Annotated in this window: 22 protein-coding genes and 1 tRNA gene; 13 read left to right on the forward strand and 10 right to left on the reverse strand. The window is 42.9% G+C overall.

Annotation, left to right across the window (positions count from 1 at the left end; all coding sequences use genetic code 11):
* Positions 1-43: 43 nt before the first annotated feature.
* From nqrM to AC0J5Y_RS12255, 5 genes are all read left to right on the forward strand, one after another.
* Positions 44-289, forward strand: coding sequence for a (Na+)-NQR maturation NqrM (gene nqrM / locus AC0J5Y_RS12235; RefSeq protein WP_475130924.1), 246 nt, complete (start codon positions 44-46; stop codon positions 287-289).
* Positions 290-572: 283 nt separating this feature from the next.
* Positions 573-1886 carry an MFS transporter gene (locus AC0J5Y_RS12240; RefSeq protein WP_475130925.1) on the forward strand — a complete coding sequence of 438 codons (1314 nt, stop codon included), beginning with the start codon at positions 573-575 and terminating at the stop codon, positions 1884-1886.
* Between the two features lie 90 nt (positions 1887-1976).
* Positions 1977-2789 (forward strand): arylesterase, encoded by an 813-nt coding sequence (locus AC0J5Y_RS12245; protein ID WP_475130926.1) that lies wholly within the window; start codon positions 1977-1979, stop codon positions 2787-2789.
* Positions 2786-3475 carry an ABC transporter ATP-binding protein gene (locus tag AC0J5Y_RS12250; protein WP_475130927.1) on the forward strand — a complete coding sequence of 230 codons (690 nt, stop codon included), beginning with the start codon at positions 2786-2788 and terminating at the stop codon, positions 3473-3475. The genes AC0J5Y_RS12245 and AC0J5Y_RS12250 overlap by 4 nt, the downstream gene beginning before the upstream one ends.
* A 29-nt stretch (positions 3476-3504) precedes the next feature.
* Entirely contained in the window at positions 3505-6075 is a 2571-nt protein-coding gene (locus AC0J5Y_RS12255) for an ABC transporter permease (protein WP_475132167.1), read from the forward strand.
* A gap of 123 nt (positions 6076-6198) precedes the next feature.
* Here AC0J5Y_RS12255 and AC0J5Y_RS12260 read toward each other — a convergent pair whose 3' ends face one another.
* Entirely contained in the window at positions 6199-6822 is a 624-nt protein-coding gene (locus tag AC0J5Y_RS12260) for an RloB family protein (RefSeq protein ID WP_475130928.1), read from the reverse strand.
* Positions 6822-8174, reverse strand: coding sequence for an AAA family ATPase (locus AC0J5Y_RS12265; protein ID WP_475130929.1), 1353 nt, complete (start codon positions 8172-8174; stop codon positions 6822-6824). The genes AC0J5Y_RS12260 and AC0J5Y_RS12265 overlap by 1 nt, the downstream gene beginning before the upstream one ends.
* Before the next feature lie 614 nt (positions 8175-8788).
* Between AC0J5Y_RS12265 and AC0J5Y_RS12270 the strand changes: the two genes are divergently transcribed.
* Complete coding sequence (locus tag AC0J5Y_RS12270; RefSeq protein WP_475130930.1) at positions 8789-10123, forward strand: valine--pyruvate transaminase; 1335 nt, start codon at positions 8789-8791, stop codon at positions 10121-10123.
* A 34-nt stretch (positions 10124-10157) separates the two neighbouring features.
* On the opposite strand, the gene AC0J5Y_RS12275 is transcribed toward AC0J5Y_RS12270, so the two are convergent.
* The 3 genes from AC0J5Y_RS12275 to hisB all read right to left on the reverse strand — a co-directional run bounded on the left by AC0J5Y_RS12275 (position 10158) and on the right by hisB (position 11982).
* Positions 10158-10547 (reverse strand): hypothetical protein, encoded by a 390-nt coding sequence (locus AC0J5Y_RS12275; RefSeq protein WP_475130932.1) that lies wholly within the window; start codon positions 10545-10547, stop codon positions 10158-10160.
* A 150-nt stretch (positions 10548-10697) separates the two neighbouring features.
* Positions 10698-11381, reverse strand: coding sequence for an imidazole glycerol phosphate synthase subunit HisH (gene hisH, locus AC0J5Y_RS12280; RefSeq protein ID WP_475132168.1), 684 nt, complete (start codon positions 11379-11381; stop codon positions 10698-10700).
* Entirely contained in the window at positions 11335-11982 is a 648-nt protein-coding gene (gene hisB / locus AC0J5Y_RS12285; protein WP_475130933.1) for an imidazoleglycerol-phosphate dehydratase HisB, read from the reverse strand. The genes hisH and hisB overlap by 47 nt, the downstream gene beginning before the upstream one ends.
* Before the next feature lie 211 nt (positions 11983-12193).
* Between hisB and AC0J5Y_RS12290 the strand changes: the two genes are divergently transcribed.
* From AC0J5Y_RS12290 to AC0J5Y_RS12305, 4 genes are all read left to right on the forward strand, one after another.
* The gene (locus tag AC0J5Y_RS12290) at positions 12194-12616 is read left to right on the forward strand and encodes a hypothetical protein (protein ID WP_475130934.1); all 423 of its coding nucleotides are present in this window, start codon (positions 12194-12196) and stop codon (positions 12614-12616) included.
* Positions 12617-12739: 123 nt separating this feature from the next.
* A tRNA-Phe gene (locus tag AC0J5Y_RS12295) sits at positions 12740-12815 on the forward strand.
* A gap of 179 nt (positions 12816-12994) precedes the next feature.
* Positions 12995-13495, forward strand: coding sequence for a DUF4385 domain-containing protein (locus tag AC0J5Y_RS12300; protein ID WP_475130935.1), 501 nt, complete (start codon positions 12995-12997; stop codon positions 13493-13495).
* Between the two features lie 96 nt (positions 13496-13591).
* Positions 13592-14284, forward strand: coding sequence for a phosphoglycolate phosphatase (locus AC0J5Y_RS12305; RefSeq protein WP_475130937.1), 693 nt, complete (start codon positions 13592-13594; stop codon positions 14282-14284).
* A gap of 12 nt (positions 14285-14296) precedes the next feature.
* Here the strand turns inward: AC0J5Y_RS12305 and AC0J5Y_RS12310 are convergent, their stop codons facing one another.
* Positions 14297-15844, reverse strand: coding sequence for a YifB family Mg chelatase-like AAA ATPase (locus tag AC0J5Y_RS12310; RefSeq protein ID WP_475130938.1), 1548 nt, complete (start codon positions 15842-15844; stop codon positions 14297-14299).
* A 384-nt stretch (positions 15845-16228) separates the two neighbouring features.
* Between AC0J5Y_RS12310 and hemN the strand changes: the two genes are divergently transcribed.
* Positions 16229-17692 carry an oxygen-independent coproporphyrinogen III oxidase gene (hemN, locus tag AC0J5Y_RS12315; RefSeq protein ID WP_475132169.1) on the forward strand — a complete coding sequence of 488 codons (1464 nt, stop codon included), beginning with the start codon at positions 16229-16231 and terminating at the stop codon, positions 17690-17692.
* Between the two features lie 265 nt (positions 17693-17957).
* Here the strand turns inward: hemN and AC0J5Y_RS12320 are convergent, their stop codons facing one another.
* The 4 genes from AC0J5Y_RS12320 to AC0J5Y_RS12335 all read right to left on the reverse strand — a co-directional run bounded on the left by AC0J5Y_RS12320 (position 17958) and on the right by AC0J5Y_RS12335 (position 21114).
* On the reverse strand, positions 17958-18584 hold the full coding sequence (locus tag AC0J5Y_RS12320; protein ID WP_475130939.1) for an esterase-like activity of phytase family protein: 627 nt from the start codon (positions 18582-18584) through the stop codon (positions 17958-17960).
* Between the two features lie 366 nt (positions 18585-18950).
* Complete coding sequence (locus AC0J5Y_RS12325; RefSeq protein ID WP_011514749.1) at positions 18951-19811, reverse strand: SPFH domain-containing protein; 861 nt, start codon at positions 19809-19811, stop codon at positions 18951-18953.
* Between the two features lie 15 nt (positions 19812-19826).
* Positions 19827-20324 carry an NfeD family protein gene (locus AC0J5Y_RS12330; protein WP_475130940.1) on the reverse strand — a complete coding sequence of 166 codons (498 nt, stop codon included), beginning with the start codon at positions 20322-20324 and terminating at the stop codon, positions 19827-19829.
* A 259-nt stretch (positions 20325-20583) separates the two neighbouring features.
* Positions 20584-21114, reverse strand: a complete 531-nt coding sequence (locus AC0J5Y_RS12335) for a porin family protein (RefSeq protein ID WP_475130941.1) — start codon at positions 21112-21114, stop codon at positions 20584-20586.
* A 319-nt stretch (positions 21115-21433) separates the two neighbouring features.
* Between AC0J5Y_RS12335 and AC0J5Y_RS12340 the strand changes: the two genes are divergently transcribed.
* Together AC0J5Y_RS12340 and AC0J5Y_RS12345 are read left to right on the forward strand one after the other, a co-directional pair.
* Positions 21434-22666 carry an 8-amino-7-oxononanoate synthase gene (locus AC0J5Y_RS12340; protein WP_475130942.1) on the forward strand — a complete coding sequence of 411 codons (1233 nt, stop codon included), beginning with the start codon at positions 21434-21436 and terminating at the stop codon, positions 22664-22666.
* A 66-nt stretch (positions 22667-22732) separates the two neighbouring features.
* A complete protein-coding gene (locus AC0J5Y_RS12345; RefSeq protein ID WP_475130943.1) occupies positions 22733-23572 on the forward strand; it encodes a methyltransferase domain-containing protein in 840 nt (279 codons plus the stop codon).
* Positions 23573-23640: the final 68 nt, after the last annotated feature.

The following is a 23640-nucleotide window of genomic DNA, read 5'->3' on the forward strand; positions in this document are numbered from 1 at the left end:
ATCACACAGATAACTGTCCTACTTTTAACGCGAGGTCTCCTCTATGCTTAGCCAACTGCTTCCTATGCTTGCTATCACCTTTACTGTATTCATACTGTTTTTTATCTTTATGGGTATCGGTTATATGGTCAATAAAAAGCCGCTTAGAGGGTCTTGTGGCGGTGTTGCCAAATTGATGGGCAATGAGAAATGCTCGTACTGCGGTGATGATCCTAATAAATGCGACTCTCTAATCGCCGAACAACAAGAGAACGCTTTAAAAGCGGCTCAATTGGGCAAATCGGTATAAATAGTCGGTTTGTTACCATACGCTGGTAGTATTTAGCCGTCATTTGTTCTTATAATAGCGCCAGACCTTATAAAAAAAGGGCTGGCGCTATTTTTTGTGGTGCAGCGTTATTGTTCTACATCATTACTTATAGATATTCATATTGCCTTACCCGTTAAGGCAACAAGTTCATATGAATTGCTTTCTGCCAATATTTCGACATTCTATTTTTTCATCTCACTCATCTTCTTTGTGAGATTTTTTCGGTGTTATTTTGCAAGCGACGACTCTTTGGCGCTGTTTAATGACGTGTCCTTTTTCTTATTCTAATAATATTCGTGCTGCCATGTCTTCTACCTCTCCTAATGTGCAAAATGATTTGCCTTTACAGTCTCAGACGGATAATCCTTCACCGTTTCAGCTGCCCTCTTCGCGCTTTACGTTTTGGCTGGTGTTGTGTGCCATGATTCTTTTGGCGACCAATATGCGCGCGCCTATCGTTGCACTTGGTTCTATTGCGCCCGTGGTACAAGACGCCCTTAATATCTCTGAGACTCAAGTTGGTTGGCTGGGTGCAGTACCGATGCTAACTTTTGCGATGGGCGCGCTCATTGCTCCAACGATTGGCAAGCGCTTTGGGCTTGAAAATACGCTCATTGCGATGATTGCATTATTGACCGTCGGTATGATTATTCGTACGGTTATTCCCACTTGGTCTGGGTTTTTAGTTGGCACATTATTGCTAACCTTGGCTATCGGTTTTGCCAATACCTTGGCTGCCCCTGTGATTAAACAGCGCACGCCCAAGCAGATTCCTTTGATAACTGGGCTATTTAGTTTAACTATGACAGTAACAGCGGGCATAGTGGCTGGGGTGGTACTACCATTATCTGAACAAGTAGGCTGGCAATGGGCGCTGGGTGGCTGGTCATTATTGGGCGTCTTTGCTATCGTTATTTGGACATTTTTACGATTGCAGCTTGGTTCATCCAGTTATCAAGCAGTTCCCTTACCAACAATCGGATCTTCAGAAATATCGATGTGGCGTACGCCTTTTGCGTGGCAAATCGCTGTCTTTATGGGGTTACAATCTTTGTTATTTTATACTGTTGCCAGTTTTTTACCGTCTATTTGGGTCAGTAAAGGGCTGTCAGCTGTGCAGGCTGGACAAATGGGATCAGTGTTTCAGTTTATGGCACCGATATCTATCTTAAGCTTAACGTGGCTGATTAACCGTGGGCGGCCTATTCAGGCACTGGCAGTACTTGCGGCGGTTTTAAATGTGATTGGTATCTTAGGAGTCAGCTATTTATCTGCTGATTTGGCGTGGTTGTGGTCGGCGCTGATGGGCATTGGTTGTTCAGCGATTTTTACGTTGAGCATGATGCTGTTCTCTTTGCGGACTTATACCACCAACCAATCTAGCGAGCTGTCTGGTATGGCTCAAGCCGTTGGTTATTTGATTGCGTTTTTTGGCCCATTAGGGACTGGTTGGTTACATGAAAGAACGGACAACTGGGATTTACCCTTACTCATTATGCTGATATTGATGGTGGTAAACGTAGGATTTGCGTGGCTAGTCAGCCGTCCAGTGATGGTCGATGGTAAGAAGGTTTAATTTTTATCATTAATCAATTAACTTTTGCACCATATTGCTGTTTCTCTGATTCTGCTAGACTGGTTCTATTGACTATAGGACAGCAGAATTATGATGAACAGACCTTTTCGCTTACCGCAGCGCTTGCTCACGGTTGCAGTATTGACCGTAGCAATCGCAATCAGTGGTTGTCAAAAAACGCCTGATGCCAATGAAGCTAAGACGGATACTGGCACTCAAAACAGCCATACAAATACCAATCAAACCTCTGACACTCAACTGTCTCAAACCACATCTACAACGATCCCCGCTGAACAACAAGCGTCTTTGACCATATTGGCGTTAGGTGACTCGTTGACAGAAGGGCTTGGGGTCGATAACAACGCCAATTACCCCGCTCAGCTACAAACACGCCTGCAAGAACTTGGTTATAAAGACCTTAAAGTGATTAATTCAGGATTGAGCGGCGAGACCAGTACAGGCTTGGTCAACCGATTAGATTGGGTATTGCAGACCAAACCTGATATCACTATTTTGACCATTGGTGCCAATGATGCTATCCGTGGTATTGATGTCGCGACGGTTGAGGCCAATATCCGTACCGCTGTTAAACGCTTGCAAGACAACGGCAGCGAAGTCATTTTGGGCGGTATGCAGATCTATGATAACCTTGGCTCTGATTATGTAAAATCTTTTGCAGAGATATATCCTCGCGTGGCGAAAGACATGAACTTGACACTTATTCCGTTCTTTTTAGACGGTGTTGGCGGCGATCCTAAGCTCAATCAAGCGGATGCCATTCATCCGACCAAAGAAGGTTATACGCTGATCGTTAACAACAATATCTTGCCGATATTGCAGCCTGAGCTTAAAAAAATAAATCCGTCGAATGTGACCAATACGCCTACTGAGACTGCACAATGACATCAGACTTACCTACCTCGCAAGCAGCCCTGCTCACTGCCACTAAGCTAAATAAAACCGTACACGTTGGCGACCAGTCCTTATCTATTATTAAAGACGTCGATATTCATGTCAACGCTGGCGAGTTTGTGGTCATCATGGGTAAATCAGGCTCTGGTAAATCGACACTACTAGGACTGCTGGCGGCACTCGATTATCCTGATAGTGGCTCAGTTGAGCTGGCGGATCAAACGTTAAGCAGTCTTGATGAAGATGCGCTTGCTGTCATTCGTCAGCGCGACATGGGATTTGTTTTTCAATCGTTTCACTTGCTGCCGACATTGACGGTGGCGGAGAACATTGCTTTTCCACTCGATATCGCTCGTCGTCCCAATACAGCACGTGTAGATGAGTTGATCGACGCGGTCGATTTGGGTCACAGGCGTGACAGTTTGCCCAATCAGTTGTCAGGTGGTGAGCAGCAACGTACAGCGGTCGCAAGAGCTTTGGTTTCACACCCAAAGATTGTCTTTGCCGATGAGCCAACGGGCAATTTAGATGAACAAAATGCCAATCAAGTCATGCAACTGTTATTAGATTTGAGGCAACAAGTTGGTTCGGCATTGGTCGTCGTGACCCATGATCCCGCGCTTGCCGAGATGGCTGATCGCGTCATTACCATGCATGATGGACGGGTTGTATCTTAATGAGTAACCAACCAATAGATCATAAATCAATGGACAGTCGCTCTGATTCTATCATTAGCCAAATATTAGCGCGTCACTTGGGCGCACAAGCACTCAGCCGCAGCTGGTGGCAACGCTGGATATATCCCGTATTGTTTCTATTAACGCTGACGTTATCGCTTGCCACTTACCTCACCCTTGACTCTATCCAGCAGTCTGTTGATCGCTATATCAATGACAATCAGCGGGCGCTGGTCGGTGGTGATTTGATATTAAACAGTCAGCAAGACTGGCCAAGCGAGGTTTTGGCGCAAGTAGACACCATCGCTGATACCCAAAAGGTGTTTGATTACCAATTTAGCGCAATGGTTGTGACTGATGAGCAAACCTTACTTGCCCGTGTCAAAGCCGTCTCCCCTTCTTACCCACTATACGGAAAAGTAGAACTGTCCTCAGGGCTGCCCTTATGGCAACAACTCACGTCTGACAATGTGGTGGTCGCGCCAGAAGTCCTTAAAAGCTTGAACGCGAGCATTGGTGACCGTATTACCATTGGTGATGGGCAGTTTACCATCAGTGATGTGCTGACGACCGAGCCTGATCGCCCACTGACCGCATTTGGCTTTGGTGGCCGTGTGTTAATGCAACAAGATGCCTTGGCTGCCACCAATTTACTGGGGCAGCGTAGCCGCATAAACTACCGTATCGAGATGGCAGGTGAGCCTGAATTAATGACGCAGCAGCGTGACGCGCTGACGCAAATACTGACCAATTATCCTGACATTGAGCTGTCTGACGCAGAATCTGCAGATACCTCTATCTCAAACATCTCAGACAATGTATTGATGTTTTTAAAGCTACTTGTCATTGCCGTGCTTTTATTATCAGCGGTCGCGATGTACGGAGTCATCACGGCTTTTGTGACCAAGCAGCAATCTAGCAATGCGATTCGCTTGGCGTTGGGTGAACCTCTAGCGTCACTCAAACGTAGCTATTATCAACTACTGGTCGCCACGGCTGTCATCGCTTGTATCGCCGCAATCGTCCTAAGTTTTGGCTTACTCAAAGTCGGCCAGCCGTATCTGATCGCTATCTTGCCGCCAGACGTTGGCCTCGCCATCAATCCTATCAGTGCGATTAAAACTACCGTGATCGCTTTAGTACTGACACTACTGATCGCCCAACGCGGTTTAAGTACCCTTAACACTACCAAGCCTGCTACGTTGCTCAATCAAGGTGTCAGCTCGCCTGCGCAAAACCTGAAATGGTATCGACGCGTACCATTATTATGGTATGGGCTAATGCTGGCAGGGCTGTATGCGTTTTTTGCTTATGAAGTTGGCTCATGGCTACTGGGCGCGCAGCTATTGATAGGACTTATCGGCTTTGTGGCGATATTTTGGGCATTGGCTCGTGGTTGGTTGTGGCTACTTGCCAAGCTCGCCAAACGCTCTGGTATTGGCTGGATGCAGCGCATTGCTATTCATAACCTTGCCCGCAAAGGCAATCAGTCTGCGCTGTTTTTTGTGACGTTATCATTATCGGTCGCTGTACTTACGTTAATTACCACGCTCAATCACAGTATCAATGCCCAGTTCATCAACGCGTATCCTGAAGATGCACCCAATTTATTTTTGTTAGACATCCAAAGCGATCAACATGACGAGATCAATAACCTAATCGGTGCGCCCGTGAGCTACTATCCTGTGATTCGCTCACGGGTTATTACTGCCAATGATGTACCAGTACAAGATATTGAGCCTGAGGATGGCTTTGATGAACCCACGCGTGTCTTTAATCTCAGCTATGCCGATACGGTGATGGACACTGAGTTCATTGTGGATGCCATAGAAGACGATCAGCTTTACGCGCCTATTGATAATCAAAGTGAGCAAAACCAAGACGTCGTACCTTTGTCTATTTTGGACACAGCCGCCACTCTACTGAATGTCGATATGGGCGATCAGGTTCGCTTTGATATTCAAGGTATCGAAATCGTTGGGCAGATTACCAGTATTCGCTCGCGTTTTGAGCAAGGCCCCAGCCCTTTTTTCTACTTCTTATTTGAGCCAGCGGTGTTGGCGGCGGCTCCGCAGATTCAATTTGCCACTGCGCATGTGCCAGCCGATGAGATTCCAGAGATACAGGGCAAACTGGTACGTGAGTTTCCTGCCGTTACGACCATTGATGGTACAGCTATCGCTCAGCAAATCCAAGGGCTGGTGGTACAAATGAGCCGCTTGGTCTATGTCTTTACCCTACTCGCCCTACTCACTGGCGTGATGGTATTGATTAGCTCGTTGCTATCGACCTCACAAGATCGCATGAAGGAAAGCGCGTCGTTTAGACTGCTCGGTATGCAAAAGCGCGACTTATATATGCTCAATATCTTAGAGCTGAGTGTACTGGGTATCAGTGCGGCTGTGTTTGCGGTCATCATCGCAAATGTGGGCGCGTGGGCGGCGATCACTCAGTGGTTTAATCTACAATTTAGTGTGCCGTGGATGAGCTTGGCTATTGGCGGTGCGGCATTAATTGGCTTATTGCTTGCGATTGCCGTGATTTATGTGAGATTGGTGATTGGACGCGGGATTATGGCGAGAGTCAGGGCGATGATTTAAGCGTATTCAATTTTGGCTTTGCAAAAAACCTCTCAACGCGGATGTTGGAACCATTATTAAGTATCAGTATAGTTATGGTTAGCTCTACGGTAATTGCATACCTACTACAATCACCGTAGATAATTAAGAACTCATATCACCTATTTCTTTCATCTTCTCAACTAGTTCATACACATTTGAGTAGGGGTTAGAAATGTTTTGTTTTGCATTACTCTTGGCATTTTTAATAGCTTCTTCTGTTTTATTGAAGAGATATTCAAGATAATTACTACCAATACTTTTCAGTAGTGTATTTGCTTGCGATTTGACTTGTTGACTCGCAGTTTTACTCCCTTTCTTCATAAATGGTTTAGTTAAAGGATCATAATGAAATAAATACCAAACTTCAAAACAAGGATCAGAAAAAATTAGATTAAAGTTAGCTTGTTGCTCTATTTTATTTTTCACGTCTGCATGTTGACTAAATTCGTCACGGTCATAGACACAATAAACTATATCATATGAAACTTGATCTCTTTTAAGACTCCTATTGTATAACTCTAAAGCATCTTTAAATACGCTATTAGGAGAAGATCCTCCGTCTTCCTTTATTATAATTTCCGTTGTACTTAAACGATATTTCTTCCTCAAATATCCAAAATATTCTTCTTCAGTTTTTTGTCCTTCGCATACTATTAACACCTTAGCTCTAAGCTTAAGACCCTTAGATTGGCGCCCTAAGTGTCTTTCTGATTTTTTTCTAGCCATCACTTCTCTCCCAGTTGAAAGAAGTAATCCTCATTAATAAAGGGAGTTGCACCAAAAATACCTTCAAGATATTGATTTTCGTACTCAGACCCTCTATCTTTTCTTATATTGAAATCATATAAGGAATAGACATGGGATGAATAATCCATACCTTTCTCAACGAACCAGATTTGGTCACGTCTAAAGAACTTCTTTTTCATTAAGTAAGTATCATGGGTAGTGAAAATCAATTGTGCATTATTTTTATTTACTTTTGGGTTATGGAAACTTTTGATGATGAACTCAACCAACTTAGGATGTAAATGATTATGCAGCTCATCAAGTACTAAGATACTTCCATCTTCAAGAGTGTCAATCACTGGGCCAGCTAATGCAAAAAGCTTTTTTGTACCTTCAGATTCTTCATCAAAATCTAAATACTTTAACGTACCTTTAACATTTCTAGCAGACTTTAAATCAATTATATTTTGACCAGAAATCTGTTCAATAATTTTTTCTTTAAATGAGTCTGGCATATCAGATGGTAGAGTAAGCTTATTTATATCTATTTCTTCCTTTTCAACAGAAAAATCATCGATACCTATATCAGCAGACTTCAAAAAGCCTAAAATTCCTTGTTTATAAGAATTATCATCACATACAGACCTAGTATAGCCTTCACCAAAATATGTTCTTGTATCCGTGCCTACGTGTATTACATTATCAAACCAATCATATACAGGTTTCAATTGTTCACTATTAAGGTTTACAGCATTAGATAAGAAAAGAACATTAGAACGTGTATTACTTTCCCAGTTGGTTTTACTTCCTTTAAATAAACTACTAAATGAGTATTCATATTTACTCTCAACCTTTTCGTTCCTTTTACGATAAAACCATTCTTGTACTTTTCCTTTAGGATAAGAATGTAACCACTCTTCTATGACATAATCTTTATTGAATATAACCCCATAGTCATAACGAATTAGCCTTTTATCTTCAGAGGCACCATTAGGTAGGGATGTTTCAACTTTCGATGAAGCCTTAGCTACAAATGAAATATTAATTTCAGTAGGTAAATCAGAGTTTTCATCATTAAAAATGAAGACATCTGTAGGTATTTTTTGATTAGGTTTGAACTCTGTAGAATTAAGAACTAGAAACCTTAAGTAACCCAAAGCTTTAACTATATTCGATTTTCCAGATGAATTGGAACCATAAATAACAGCTGATCTTAGCAGATCAGGCGTTTTAAGTACTTTAGGTGAAAATGTATTATTTACTTCCATCTCGCTACCTTGCGACTTGATCATAGAAAAAGTGGTACTATCTTTAAAAGAACGAAAGTTCTTGATAGTGAATTCAATCAGCATAAGGCACCTCTTTTACTATTTTAGTAGCTATTTTTGGTCTAAATTAACCAAAAAACTAGTTTTAAACAATATTAACTTAGTTTATATAAATTGTACATATTTCATTTCCTCAACAGCATATCAAGCAAGCGCGCGGTCAATTAGCGAGTGTAACGTACAGTATCATTTTTAATATAATAGGTTTGTAGGGTGTGGTCAGCACACCACTAAGAGCTTAATATAATATGTTTAGGTTTATAGATTGTTTGATCTATAAACTCGTGAAACGCAACCTGCTACCCAAACTCATGTTAGAATTTTGATTATCTTAATGAACTTTGCCGTAACAAGGGTTTTTAGCCCTGATTGCAGCGATAGCTTGGTAGAGTATGGCGCTTACAAGCGCAGAGCAGGATTAGCTACAAAACCCTAAGCTCATAAAACCAAGATTTAAAAGATTTAAGACGCCTTCTATTACTGTAGAAGGCGTTTTTTTTCTTCATAAGCTGTATAGACATATAAGTTAATATCTACCCCGCACTTTGCTTATTTTATACTTCTCATTTGCTATACTAGCCCAACTTTATCGGTTCAATACCAACTTATAACACCCTCCAAAACAGCATGGTAGCCTTATGAAATTCTCAAAGTTCGGTCAAAAATTTACCCAGCCCACTGGCATCTCACAATTGATGGACGATCTGGGTGATGCGCTAAAGAGCGATCAGCCAGTCAACATGCTGGGCGGCGGTAACCCTGCCAAAATTGAAGCCGTCAATGAGTTGTTTTTGGAGACTTATAAGTCGCTGGGCGTTGATAACGATACAGGTGAAGCCAACAGTAGCGCCATTATTAGCATGGCGAATTATTCTAATCCGCAAGGGGATGCCGCCTTTATTGATGCGTTAGTCGGCTTCTTTAATCGCCATTACGATTGGAATCTGACGGCAGAAAACATCGCGCTGACCAATGGCTCACAGAATGCTTTTTTCTATCTGTTTAATCTATTTGGCGGTGCGTTCACGGATGAAAACAGTCAAGATAAAGAAAGCCAATTTGTCGATAAATCTATTTTATTGCCATTGACGCCTGAGTATATCGGCTATAGCGACGTGCACGTCGAAGGTCAGCATTTCGCAGCCGTATTACCGCATATCGATGAAGTGACGCATGAGGGTGAGGAAGGCTTCTTTAAATATCGCGTGGACTTTGACGCGTTAGAGAACTTGCCAGCGCTGGTTGAGGGTCGCATCGGTGCGATTTGCTGCTCGCGCCCAACCAACCCGACGGGCAACGTGCTGACCGATGACGAAATGGCGCATCTGGCCGAGATTGCCAAGCGTTATGATGTGCCGCTGATTATCGATAACGCCTATGGTATGCCCTTCCCTAACATCATCTACTCTGACGCGCATCTGACGTGGGATGACAACACCATTCTGTGCTTTAGTCTGTCTAAAATCGGCCTACCCGGTATGCGTACGGGTATCGTCGTTGCCGATGCTAAAGTAATCGAAGCGGTCAGCGCGATGAATGCGGTGGTGAATCTAGCGCCGACACGTTTTGGTGCCGCGATTGCCACACCATTGGTGGCAAACGATCGTATCAAGCAGTTATCTGATAATGATATCAAGCCGTTCTATCAAAAACAGGCGACTCTCGCGGTGAAGCTGCTAAAAGAAGCCTTGGGCGATTATCCGCTCATGATTCATAAGCCTGAAGGTGCGATATTCTTATGGCTATGGTTTAAAGACTTGCCAATTAGCACGCTTGAGCTGTACGAGCGTCTTAAAGAAAAAGGCACGTTGATTGTACCGAGTGAGTACTTTTTCCCGGGTGTCGATGTTACGGACTATCAGCACGCGCACGAGTGTATTCGCATGAGTATCGCCGCCGATGAGCAAACGCTAACGGATGGTATCAAAGTGATTGGTGAGGTGGTACGCGCGTTATATGATGACGCCAAGTAAACATCTTTGGCGCTAAAACTAAAAAACGGACTCATTAATAGTCCGTTTTTTTCTGTCGCTTAGTCATTGACTGAGGCTTATTGGTTGGATGAAATATAGTCGTCCATTTGGTTAAGGCAAAAAGCACATAAGACAGTAAGCAGGTATTAATCAAATCACGGATGCTCGCGACTATTTGTTCACGGCTTATACCAGCCAGACCTAGCGCTTCGATTGTATCTCTATTATCCAGATACTCACCCAATAGCGCAACGCCAGTCACGATGATTAAAGCTATGAATGATCTGATACCCTGACTTTTAATCACAGGGCGTAGCACGAGCAGACAAAGCAGATAGACCCCGATACCAACATAGATATGTAGAGCATCTTTGGCAAGGTCAGTTGTTTCAACAATACTGAGTTTAAAATCGGTAAAATCCACTAGAGTATTCCAAGTATAAGCAGGTAGAGAATGCCTGAGAGTATAACTAAAAACTGTTAACTGAAGATGAAAATAGTTGAGAATAAAAAAGGTAGATTGCGCATTTGCCAACCTACCTTAGCACTCAATCAAATTTTTAATGTATGCGCTTTAAATATCCCAGTCTACAAAATTCTTTAATAGCTGCAAGCCTGCGGTGTGGCTTTTTTCTGGATGGAACTGAGTGGCAAATAAATTGTCTTGCAAGATGCTGGCACAAAACGGCTGACCATAATCACAAACAGCAGCCACTTGCGCGCCCTCGCTAGGCTCGCAGTAATAGCTGTGTACAAAGTAAAAGTGCGCCTTATCTTCGATACCACTCCACAATGGATGCTCAAAATCCATGCCACTGATGGTATTCCAGCCCATATGCGGCACTTTGATGGTCGCCCCTTGCTCATCTTTCCATGTCGGGTCAAACGCTTCTACACTGCCATCTAAGATGCCCAAACATTTTGTACCACTATTCTCAGCGGACTGCTCAAACAACGCCTGCATACCCACACAGATAGCCATAACGGGCTTATTAAATATCGCCTGACGTATGACCTCGTCAATACCTGCCTCCTGCATGCCAGCGATACAATCACGCATAGCACCGACGCCTGGAAAGAAAATCTTATCTGCTGCTGCGACGACTTTTGGGTCATTGGTGATAGAGACCTCTGCACCGACCGCGGACAATGCTTTACTGGCTGAGTGCAAATTACCCATACCATAATCTAATAGTGCAATTTTGGTCACTTTAGAAAGCCTCTTTGGTCGATGGCAAGGTGTTAAGCGCACGCTCATCATACTCACACGCCATACGCAGGGCACGAGCAAAGGCCTTGAAGGTTGACTCGATTTGATGATGGCTGTTTTTGCCTTTTAGATTGTCCAAATGCACGGTCATCCATGAATGATTGACAAAGCCATAAAAGAACTCGCTAAACAAATCAACATCAAATGTCCCAACATGTGAGCGCGTAAACGGAATGTCCATGTGCAAGCCTGGACGACCCGATAAATCAACTACTGCACGAGTTAAAGCTTCATCAAGTGGCGCATAAAAATGCCCATAGCGACGGATACCTTTTTTATCACCAAGCGCTTTATTAAACGCCTGTCCAAGCGTAATGCCTGTATCTTCGACACTATGGTGATCGTCAATAAAGGTATCGCCGGTACATTTGATGTCTAGGTCAAACAAACCGTGACGCTTGATTTGATCGATCATATGATCCAAAAATGGTACGCCTGTATCCACAACCCCTTGCCCAGTACCATCAAGGTTTACGGTACAAGTGATTTGCGTTTCAGCCGTGTTGCGTTCCACAGTCGCCGTACGTACAGGACGACCATATAGATTTGGATTCGGTGAAAGGTTTTGCTCAGAGGCATTGGCTGTCATAGTGACTCTCTATCAATCTAGAATATTGAATTTTTGGCATAAGCGCCATTGTCTACCCTCATCATAGCAAACCCTAACATTTACCGCCACGACCAAGCCGTAAACCACGCACAAATTTATGTCATTCTGCTAAAATAGTGAATTTAGTTTTATCAATCGTGACCTTGCTGATTCTATTATGCCTTGCTGCATCAACTTATAGGAATTGAACATGCCTTTAGAAGCCATCGCCATCAATAGCTTGGATGCGCCACTCATCAGAAAACCTGCTCGTGACAACGAATTAGCCGAGCGCTTGCAAGCCCTCTATGACACCGATGATAGCCAACCTAATGGCGCTGAGGTATTGGCTATCATAGAGCAAGGGTTTAAACGTGGTCAAACGCTGTATGTTGGGATGTTTAATGACAAGCCTATTGCCGCAGTTGGCTGTTTTGATGATGGGCAGACCGATGCCAAACGCTTGCAGTATCTCACCGTACATCTGCAAAATCGCGGTCGTGCGATTGATGCTAAGTTTATTAAACTGGTTTATGATGCCGAGGTCAAAAAAGGCGTGCGTGCATTTGTGCCGGTTGATGCCGATATCCATCGCATTATGAGCGAGTATGAGTTACTGCGCGTTAAAGATTAACTGAGGCTTTCAAACCTTTGATTTCATCAATATCCGATTATTTATGCGCTTTTGTCTTATATAATGAAAAAACAACTTGACAGCAGGGCGTATATTTAGTTTAATAGCGTCCTCAACGAAGACGGCTCGATAGCTCAGTCGGTAGAGCAACGGATTGAAAATCCGTGTGTCGGCAGTTCGAACCTGCCTCGAGCCACCATTTGTTGAAAAAATTCTAAAAACCCTCAAATAGCGATATTTGAGGGTTTTTTTATGGCTGCAAGTTAGCTGACGGCTCTTACACTCTGCTTTCACTGATCTATAACATATTTATGCTACATTTAGGTCATGTCAGCTCTTTATACTAAGGCTATCTAGGGCTAGCCGATAGGTAAGATAATGAGAGAATTTGATTATGACTTGGATTATAAAAATTTAGATTTGCGCGCGCAGCCCGAGCTATACCGTGTCGGTAGAGGGGAGCAAGGGGTGCTACTGGTAGAGCCTTACAAGTCTGAGATACTGCCACATTGGCGCTTTGCGACGCCTGAGATTGCGCGTGAGAGTAGCGATATCATTTATCAGATGTTTTTAGATTATCTGGCATCTGATGACTTTGTCGGCGCTGATATGGCTCGAAAATTTATCCAAATGGGTTTTACCCGTGCCCGTCGCTATGCCAATCATAAAGGCGGTAAAAAATATAAAGGGGCGGTCCCTGATGATAAAAAAGGTCAAAGCGGCGCCCATGGACGTGAAGAGCTGCCTCGGCAAATCGAAGATCCTATCAAAGCAGAGTCTGCACGCATTTTTAAAGAAAAATGGGATTTATGCCGTGAAAATAAAGAGTATTTAGCGCTGAAAGCTCGACACCGTGAGCACTATCAAGACATCAAATAAGCTCGCAACATTAAAACTTACTGCTTGCTTATGCTATGGTAACCACCATCAAACAAGTCTTAACAAAACATACCGCACTTTTAACGGATAGACATCATGGACAAGCAACTTTTAATTTTTGATTTTGATGGCACATTGATTGATAGCGTGCCAGATTTGGCGGATGCAACCAATGCAATGCTAACTACCCTTGGTAAAACGCCCTATCCTCTCGCCAGCATCCGTAACTGGGTTGGTAATGGCTCAAGAATGCTTGTTGAGCGTGCCTTGGTTGGTAAGATAGAGGTGTTAGAGGGAGAATTAACTAAAGAAAGCGTCGACCATGCTGAGCAAATATTTTTTAATGCTTATAAAAATATCAGTGGCAGCAAAACCGTCGCCTATCCAAACGTGGATAGCGGACTAAAAAAGCTCAAAGCAGCGGGCTATACGCTGGCATTGGTCACCAACAAGCCAATTCGTTTTGTGCCAAAAATACTGCAATCCTTTGGCTGGCAAGACATCTTTAGCGAAGTGCTTGGCGGTGATAGCTTGCCTAGCAAAAAACCAGACCCCGCGCCACTATTACATGTGTGTGAGGCGCTGAGTGTTAATCCAGAACAAGCGGTTATGATTGGCGATTCTAGAAACGATATATTGGCGGGTCAGAATGCCAATATAGATACGCTTGGTCTGTCCTACGGTTATAACTATGGGCAAGATATCCGCGATTTAAACCCGACTGAGGCGTTTGATCGTTTTGCAGATTTGGTTGACTATCTATTAAAGTTTTCGTCTGCCGATAATTAGAACCCAAAGCTATCATTTACTACGATAACTGAGCGCTTCAGATACATGGGCGCTTGTGATATCTGTGCTGTCCGCCAAATCAGCAATTGTTCGTGCAACGCGTAGTACCCGATGATAGCCTCGAGCAGATAAATTAAGGCGCTGCTGAGCAAGTTGTAATAGCTGCTGCTCGCCCGCCCCTAGCTGAATATATTTATCAATCTCACTAGGACTAAGCTCATTATTGACCTTATTCTGTCGTATTAATTGACGATTATGTGCTGCCGATACTCGAGTACGTACTTGCTCAGAGGTTTCTCCCGCCTGAGCGTTTTGCAGATCCGCAATTGATAATGCTGGTACGGTGATATGCAAATCAATACGATCAAGTAGCGGACCTGATAGCTTATCTTGATAGCGTTTAATCTGCTCAGGTCGGCAGCGACATCGCCCTGAGCCATCACCATCATAGCCACACGGGCACGGGTTCATCGCAGCGACCAATTGAAAGTTAGCCGGAAACGTCATTTGAGAGTTGGCACGGCTAATGGTAATTTGTTTGGCTTCTAAGGGTTGGCGCAATACCTCCAATACTGTCCGATCAAATTCTGGCAACTCATCAAGGAATAAAACGCCTTTATTGGCCAGCGTAATCTCACCCGGTTTAGGGCGTGAACCCCCACCGACCAATGCCACCGCTGATATGGTGTGATGAACTTGTCTAAAAGGCCGTGTGCCATAATCATAATCGCTATCAGCAACGGAATACGTGCTGGCAACCTCTAACGCATCCTCAGCACTTAAGTCCGGCAAGATGGTCGGCAATCGCGAAGCCATTAATGTTTTGCCTGAACCGGGCGGCCCTGTGAATAATAATGAGTGACCACCTGCTGCGGCAATCTCTAAGGCTCGGCGTGCATGATGCTGTCCTTTTACGTCTGCCAAATCTACTTGATAGCCTATATGCTGCTGGATTTGACTCGGCTCTACTTCGGTTAACCGTTCATCCAAAAAACTGCTATCGGTGAGCGACTGCAAATGATTACATACGGCCTTTAAGTTTGGCGCTGCTAATACAGTGATACCATCGACACGGCTAGCCTCTGCCCCATTGATGGTTGGGACAATGAGTTGCCGCATTGACGACATCTTCTCATCACCTTTTAACAGTTGCGTCGCCAATACCTCGGCTTTCATCGCTCTTGCAACCGCCAAGCTCCCGCTTACTTGCCGCAGCTCACCGTTGAGCGCCAACTCCCCAATAAACTCAAACCCTGACAATACCGTTGGATCCAACTGATCACTGGCTGCCAAAATACCGATAGCAATCGGTAAATCAAGGCGAGCACCATCCTTTGGTAAATCGGCGGGTGCTAAATTAATTGTCAAACGTCTATTAGGAAACTGAAATCCAGAATTGAGTATCGCTGAGCGAACTCTATCCTTGCTCTCACGTACCGCCGCTTCAGGCAAACCAACAATGGTCAATGCTGGCAGTCCTTGCGACAAATGTACTTCAATGATGACTTCAGGTGCGTGCAGCCCGACGACCGAGCGGGTATAGACTTGAGCAAACGACATAAGCCTTTCCTATAGAGAGATTTAACGATCATAGAGGATTATTAATAAGTGCGCAAATGTTGTGGATTTATTTTTGATTCACTTAAAAAATATTGTCAGCGAGATTTTTTATCATCTAACCATACAACCTTATGGGTATATCCCAAAACTACTGTCCATGCCACTATAAGCTGTGATTTGTTATACTAGCTATTACTTATTTCAATCGTTTTTTATTAGCTTTCGCAAGAAATACAGCTATTAGCAAAGCCATAAATTTATTATTCAAAATAGCGATCGATACAGTCAAACGAGGAATCTCGCATGTCAGAACAACTTGATATCAATAGCACACCTGAACACGCCATCAATGCGAGCGAGCAGCCCACTACAGTGCGTCCTGTTATGCAACCGGACAATCCATATGCCAGTACTCGTGGCAGCATCACCAGCAAACAACTGCCAGCATTCGATCAAGATATCATTAATAAGTATAATCGTTCGGGACCACGCTATACCTCTTATCCAACTGCTTTAGAGTTTTCATCGATACTAGAAGGGCTTGAGACAAAAATCCTGCAAGCGCGCGAAGCTCATGCGCCGCTATCACTTTATTTCCATATCCCGTTTTGTCGCCATCTTTGCTATTACTGTGCTTGCAATAAAATCATCACCAAAAAGAATAGCGATGCAGGCGATTATTTAGAGTATCTAATTGCTGAAATTAAACACAAACGTAGCTTATTAACGCCACCAGAGGACGGTAAAAAACCACTGGTTAAACAGCTGCATTTCGGTGGTGGTACGCCAACCTTTTTACAAGACAATGAGTTGATACAACTGTGGGAGTTTTTGCAAACCCAATTTGAGTTTTTACCAGAAGATCAAGGTGATTACTCTATCGAAATTGACCCGCGCGAACTCAGTAGCGAGACCTTAAAAGTATTGCGTACTCTTGGTTTTAATCGCGTCAGCTTAGGCGTACAGGATTTAGACGAGACCGTACAAATTGCAGTCAATCGTGTGCATTCAGCAGAGCTTATTGAAAATGTATTAAATGAGGCGCGCGAATTAGGCTTTCATTCTATTAATGTCGATTTGATTTATGGCTTACCACATCAAACGCTTGAAACCTTTGATAAAACCATACGCCGTGTTATTGAGATGTCACCAGATCGCTTGTCGGTGTTTAATTATGCTCATTTGCCTGAACGCTTTAAGGCGCAGCGTCAAATCAAAGAGGACGATTTACCTACTCCATCTGATAAGTTCACGATGCTCGGTTATACCATCAATACCTTAACTGAAGCCGGTTATCAATATATTGGCATTGACCATTTTGCCAAACCTGATGATGAGCTGGCCATCGCCCAGCGTGAGGGCAAGTTGCATCGTAATTTTCAGGGCTATACCATCATGGGCGATTGTGATTTACTGGGCTTTGGCGTGTCTTCAATCAGTCAAATTGCCAATGCCAACAGCAGTTATATCCTACAAAACCATACTGATTTGCAAGTATATAAAGACAATATCGATGCGGCACGTAATAATCCTACCATCATGCCAGCGGTCAATGTGATTAAAACTTCTGTCAAAGATCGCTTACGTGAATACGTGATTATGAATTTATTGTGTCATGATTATATGGATTTTAGAGATATCAATCAGAAATTTGGCATCGATGCTATTACCTACTTTATCAATGAGATTCAACAGCTTGGTGACATGCAAGAAGACCACTTGATTGATATGGATGCTGCTGGCATTCGCGTGTTACCAAGAGGTCGCTTATTGGGCCGTAATGTCGCCATGGTATTCGATGAATATCTGGATAAAAAACATAAAGACCGCTTCTCAAAAGTTATTTAACCAAAAACAGACCTCGATTGAGGTCTGTTTTTGGTTAGCGATAACTATTATATAGTCAGGGAAAAGTAATATCGATACATCAAGTACTGCTGATATTAATTTTTCTTGCTTGCTGTGCCTACGCAGACAGAGGCTGCAAAAAATTTATACCAGCAGCACTGTAGCGTTTTTGAGATATTTTAACTATAACTTATAAATAATTATCCATATTTATTCACTCGGCATCACAAGATACAGTCGATTGGCATCCTCTATGGTTTTTTCTTTATCTAGGTATTTTTGCCGATTTATCTTGTAAAGGAAACTTGCGGTCATGCTCAATAAGATAAAATTCATGTTCATTGATAGCGACTATCCCTGATGCCACGTGCTCTGCTGCGTCAAGACGATATAAATATTGTGCTATCTGACCTGAGATTAGATTAATAGCAACGATACGAACCAAACTAGAGCCACGACCCGATTTATCAGGATTGTCCATAGAGGACTCCATGATACCTACAAGCGTAGTCTGATCTGGCATAATGGTTAATGCTTCCATACCACGATTGGCGCGGCGCTTGGTAAACTCTGCCGGTAATAACACCTGCTTACCGTTAATAATCACATTATTGCGTTCGTCATGTGCAAAAGGATTGATACGGGCAATTTCCACCCCATCTCTGATAGGGTTGGTCATTTCATCAAACGGTAAATCTGGATTCACCGTTATCGGTTGACCATTAATATCATAAGGTACTTCATTGGTGCCGCCAAAGGCTTTTGGATTGGGTAGTCCAGAGATAGGATTGCCATTGCTTGGATGTGCCGCCGCATCTGAACCATAGCCACCACCGCGAATCTCTAAGTTTTTCTCAGGATAGGCAGCATTAGTATGCGTTGCGTCAAGCACGCTATAGTCAGGGAAAAGCAATATCGATACATCAAGTACTGCTGATATTAATTTTTCTTGCTTGCTGTGCCTACGCAGACAGAGGCTGCAAAAAATTTATACCAGCAGTACCGTAGCGTTTTTAAGGTATTTTAACTATATAAGGTAATGGACTGCCTTGCGGGAAATCCACAATTGAGATTATGTCTATATTTAGCTTCTGCTCAGTCATCATCATTTTCCTTATCTCAATATTCTTAGTATTTAAAAATGGTATTTCATAAAAAATGATGGACAAATTAAAGGCAAGAAAATAGCCAGTGCTTAGCATACTCACTGGCTGTTTTTATACGTTGTGCTTATAGCATGTGGTCAAAGCACAGTTGCTTAAACCTTAAGCTTATCACCGACCATGCCTTTTACGGTACTTAGAATGTCAGCGGGTAATACCACCATTTTTGAGTTATCAGATTCAGCCAGCTGACGAATCGCTTTAATATACTGCTCGCCAAGTAAGTAGACAATTGGCATTTCTTCAGTGCCCATTGCCGCAGTGATTAGACGGATAGACTCCTCTGAACCTTTCGCCAGTACTACCTGCGCCTCAGCGTCACGGCGTGAGGCCTCTAAACGCCCATCTGCTTCTAAGATAGCCGCTTGCTTTTGTCCATCAGCACGGGTCACTGTCGCTCGGCGTAGACGCTCTGCCGCTGCCTGCTCTTCCATTGAAGCCTGCATGGTCTGCGACGGATTAATATCTTGAATCTCTACTGTCTTTAACGTGATACCCCAATCTGCAATATCTTCTGAGATGGCATGCTTTAGCTTCATTTTTATTTCATCACGGCTAGATAAGGCACTATCAAGATCCATCTCACCGATGATTGAACGTAAAGACGTTTGTACCAGATTACGGATACCATACTCATAATCTTCGATGCCATAGACCGCTTTATCAGGGCGAATAATATTAATATAAGCCACAGCATTAGCGATAATAACGACGTTATCGCGGGTAATCACTTCTTGTGACGGAATATCAAGGACGATGTCTTTGGTCGTTACTTTGTAAGAAACATCATCGACATAAGGGATAATAAGGTTTAAACCTGGCTCTAACGTTTGGCTATATTTCCCTAAACGCTGTACCACCCATTTATACCCTTGTGGTACGATTCGCACACCCTTAAACACAGTAAAGACTACCAGTGCAACCAAAACTACCATAACAATGCTAAAGCTTTCCATAATTTATCCTTATTATTATACGTGCGTATTTTGGCTCACAGCTGCCTTCGATGTCATGCTACTCACAATCAGCTCGTTACCAACGATATCTGTTACCACTACTCGATCACCGACTGCCACTTGCTCGCCTCGAGTGCGGCACATCCATTCAGCGGCACCCACAATAGGCACATTGAAACGCACCATACCGGCTCTATCTGGCTGCGGCTGCACAATAATCATGCCTATTTCACCGACAATCACACTGCCCCCAAGTCCTGCTTTTGTACGATCAACCGATAAAGGTTTGATAAACTTAAACCATGCCAGCAAAAAGATAGCGGAGAGGAGTAACCAGATAATGATTTGCAGGGATATCGAAATAGGCAGAAGCCATGCAAGCGCAGCCACTATGATAGCAGCAGCACCAAACCAAAGACTGGCAAAGGTTGGCACAAACATCTCGACAATCAGCAGCGAAAAGCCTAATACCAGCCAATGCCAAGGTTCAATCATCCAAAGAGTCTCCATCATTGCTTTATTCCCTATCTTTGTTATCCTAGCTTTCAATGTAGCACATTTCCTCCTCCAAGGACGTTTTAAAAGCGCTATAAAAACAATATCTTAATCCTATTACCTTTCTTAGTATTAAAGCGCATCCATATTTGCCTTAAACTAAGACTATCTATATTGTGCTTAAAAAAAGCAAAAAAAAACGACCGCCGAAGCGATCGTTTTTTATTTTGGGCGTTCTTATTAATACTTTAATATAAAGAGATTAAGTATCAAGAAATTAGAACTTTAGCTGTGCACCGACAGTCATAAGATCTGCGTCACTACCTAGCTTGTCATACTCAGCTTCAACACTGAAGTTAGGATTTACTGAGTAGCCAAGACCTACACCACCGGCTAGGCTAGTGTCACTATCCGAGAAGTTTTGTGTCAAAGTATTCTTGCCTTCCACTTCAGTCTTAGCAACACCTAGCTTACCTTTAGCATAGAGACCAGTATTTGGGAAAGCATAACGGTAGGTACCATAAGCGCCATAAGTTTTTGCGTCGATGTCACCGCCTCTGTAATCTGCGTCATCTGAGCCTACAAATTCGGCTTCAATACCAAAGTTAGGATCGAAATTGTAGCCTGCATATACGCCATATGCGGTTGGATCATCAGCGCCATCAACGTCTAAATCAAACTGACCGACTTTAGCACCAACGTATGGTTGACCAGTGTAGCCGTTTCCATAAGAAACGGCAGCTTGTGCACCCATGCTTAGTAATGAACCGGCTGCTAATGCAATTAGAGTTTTCTGTAGAGTTTTCATGTGTATCTCCTTACAATTACTGTGGACAAACAAGTTATTTATTTATGTGGACTTTTAGCCATATCGCCTTGTTTGCTAACGATGTATACATAGTAACAAACCATGTCAGAAACTCTGTCAGTGTTTAATGGTAAGAAAGTTAAGTTTTGCAAGTGTTTATCAGTGTTGAAGTTACAAAGGCAGTTATATGAAATCTTTTGTTACAACGACTCAGTTTGTGCAATAATCCCTACTTATTCTTGAGACGATTTACTCAGAAACTCATTTTAATAAGTAAAACCGATTAAATAAAAGCGATTAAATAAAAGAAGGGATATCAATGACTGCTCTTATTATCAATCGTCTGCAAGAGTCGCTCAACGCGCTAAAAGCAGCGAATCAATACCGTCAGATACCTAAATTACAACATCATGAGCAATATGTGATTAGCGAAGGCAAGCGATTACTCAATATCGCTAGCAATGACTATCTTGGCTTGGGCAGTAATAAGCAACTCCAGAGCGAGTTCCTTAATCAACTCAATCAATTTCCAGTCGATAGTATGCCTAGAATGAGTGCCACCTCCTCTAGGCTCTTGACAGGTAACAATGAACATCTGCAAGTATTGGAGTCTGAACTACAAGAATGGTATCAAAACGCCGTAGACAAGAAAAACCTATCCTCATCAAAATCGGCACTGGTATTCAACAGCGGCTACCATGCCAATATAGGTATTTTGCCTGCACTGACGACATTGCCAGTTAAAACCATAATTTTGGCAGACAAACTGGTACACGCTAGCATTATCGATGGCATACGCCTGAGCCAAAGTAAGCTGGTCAGCTATCGTCGTTACCGTCACAATGACTATGAGCATTTAGCCAAATTTATTGAGCAAGCAGACTCAAGTGTTGAGCGCATTATTATTGTCACGGAAAGTATTTTTAGTATGGATGGTGACCGCGCAGACTTGGCGCAATTGGTACAATTAAAAGCAAAAGATGCTCGTATTGAGCTATATATCGATGAGGCCCATGCTATCGGTATCTTAGGTGATTCAGGTTTAGGATTGGCAGAAGAAACCCAAACACTGGCTGATATTGATTATCTGGTGGGAACTTTTGGTAAAGCGTTTGCTTCTATTGGTGCCTATATCATGTGTGATGATGTAATCAAACAATGGCTAATTAATCAGATGCGTCCCCTCATTTTTAGCACCGCATTACCACCCATTAACCACGCATGGACACGTTTTATTTTAGCAAAAATGCCAAATTTAAATAAGCAGCGCTTTCATCTGGCACAGTTATCCGCCACGCTTAGTGACGCTATTCCCGAACGATATCGCGTGTCGTTCATTCATCAAGATGCAGGCTATGCCTCCCCTATCGTCCCTTACATACTAGGCGATAATGCGCTTACTGTCGAAAAAGCAAAGCAGCTACAAGCAGCAGGATTTTATGCCTTACCTGTCAGACCGCCTACTGTTCCTGCCAATACTGCTCGTATTCGCTTAGTGATGAATGCAGCGCTTAGCCATGAGGACTGTCAGCGGCTGATAGTGCATTTATAATGCTATTATTTTTTAGTAACTACTTTCTTTTAGCGTTAAGCGAATTATTTGGATGCAAAAAACAACATGAAACCTCCTGCTACACCTGACATCCTTAGCACAAGAAAACAAAACATCGCGCGTCATTTTGCCACTGCTAGCGATTATGACCAGCATGCCCATATTCAAGCGCAAATCTGTCAGCATCTCCTTGTCCTTATCGCTCGTACGAAGCAAGATAGCGTATTTGAAATTGGTGCAGGCACAGGTCAAATGACACGTTTGTTGTCAGAGAACATTCAAAGTCAGCACTGGTTTATCAATGAGCTGTGTTCTGAAAGGGCAGCGATATTGCAATCGATAGTACCAACAGCCAACATAATAATTGGCGATGCTGAAACCATTGAATTACTCGAAGGCTCTAACTCAATAAAACCCAGTTTGATAGAGCACAGCCTAATAATCAGTGCAAATGCGGTACAGTGGTTTGATAACCCATTGAGCTTTGTAAAACAATCTGCCCAATGTTTGCGAGCAGGAGGACAATTAGTCTTTAATACTTTTACGCCAGATAACTTTTTGCAAATTAAGCAATTAACGGGCCAAGGGTTACATTATCCAGCTATCAGTGAGTGGCAATCAGCATTAGAAGTCGCAGGTTTTGAGAATATCAAACTATCAGCTCAGCGCTTTGATGTACCTTTTGCCAATCCCTACGCTGTTCTTAAACATATGAAGCTGACAGGGGTTTCGACTAATCGAACGCAAGATCAGTCAAGTAGTGGTAAGCCATTTACATGGACCAAGTCCCGTCTAAAACAATTTGAGCAAGATTATTGGCAACAGTTTTCTGAATTAAATAAAAAAGATCAACCTTATGTAAATTTGACTTATGATGTGCTGATGATAAGCGCTTTTAAAGCGTGACATGTGAATTGCAATCTTATTAACGAAATAAAAAAACGCACCCCGAAGGATGCGTTTTTTCATTTAGC

It is taken from the genome of Psychrobacter sp. TS_SC_6, from assembly GCF_056156305.1.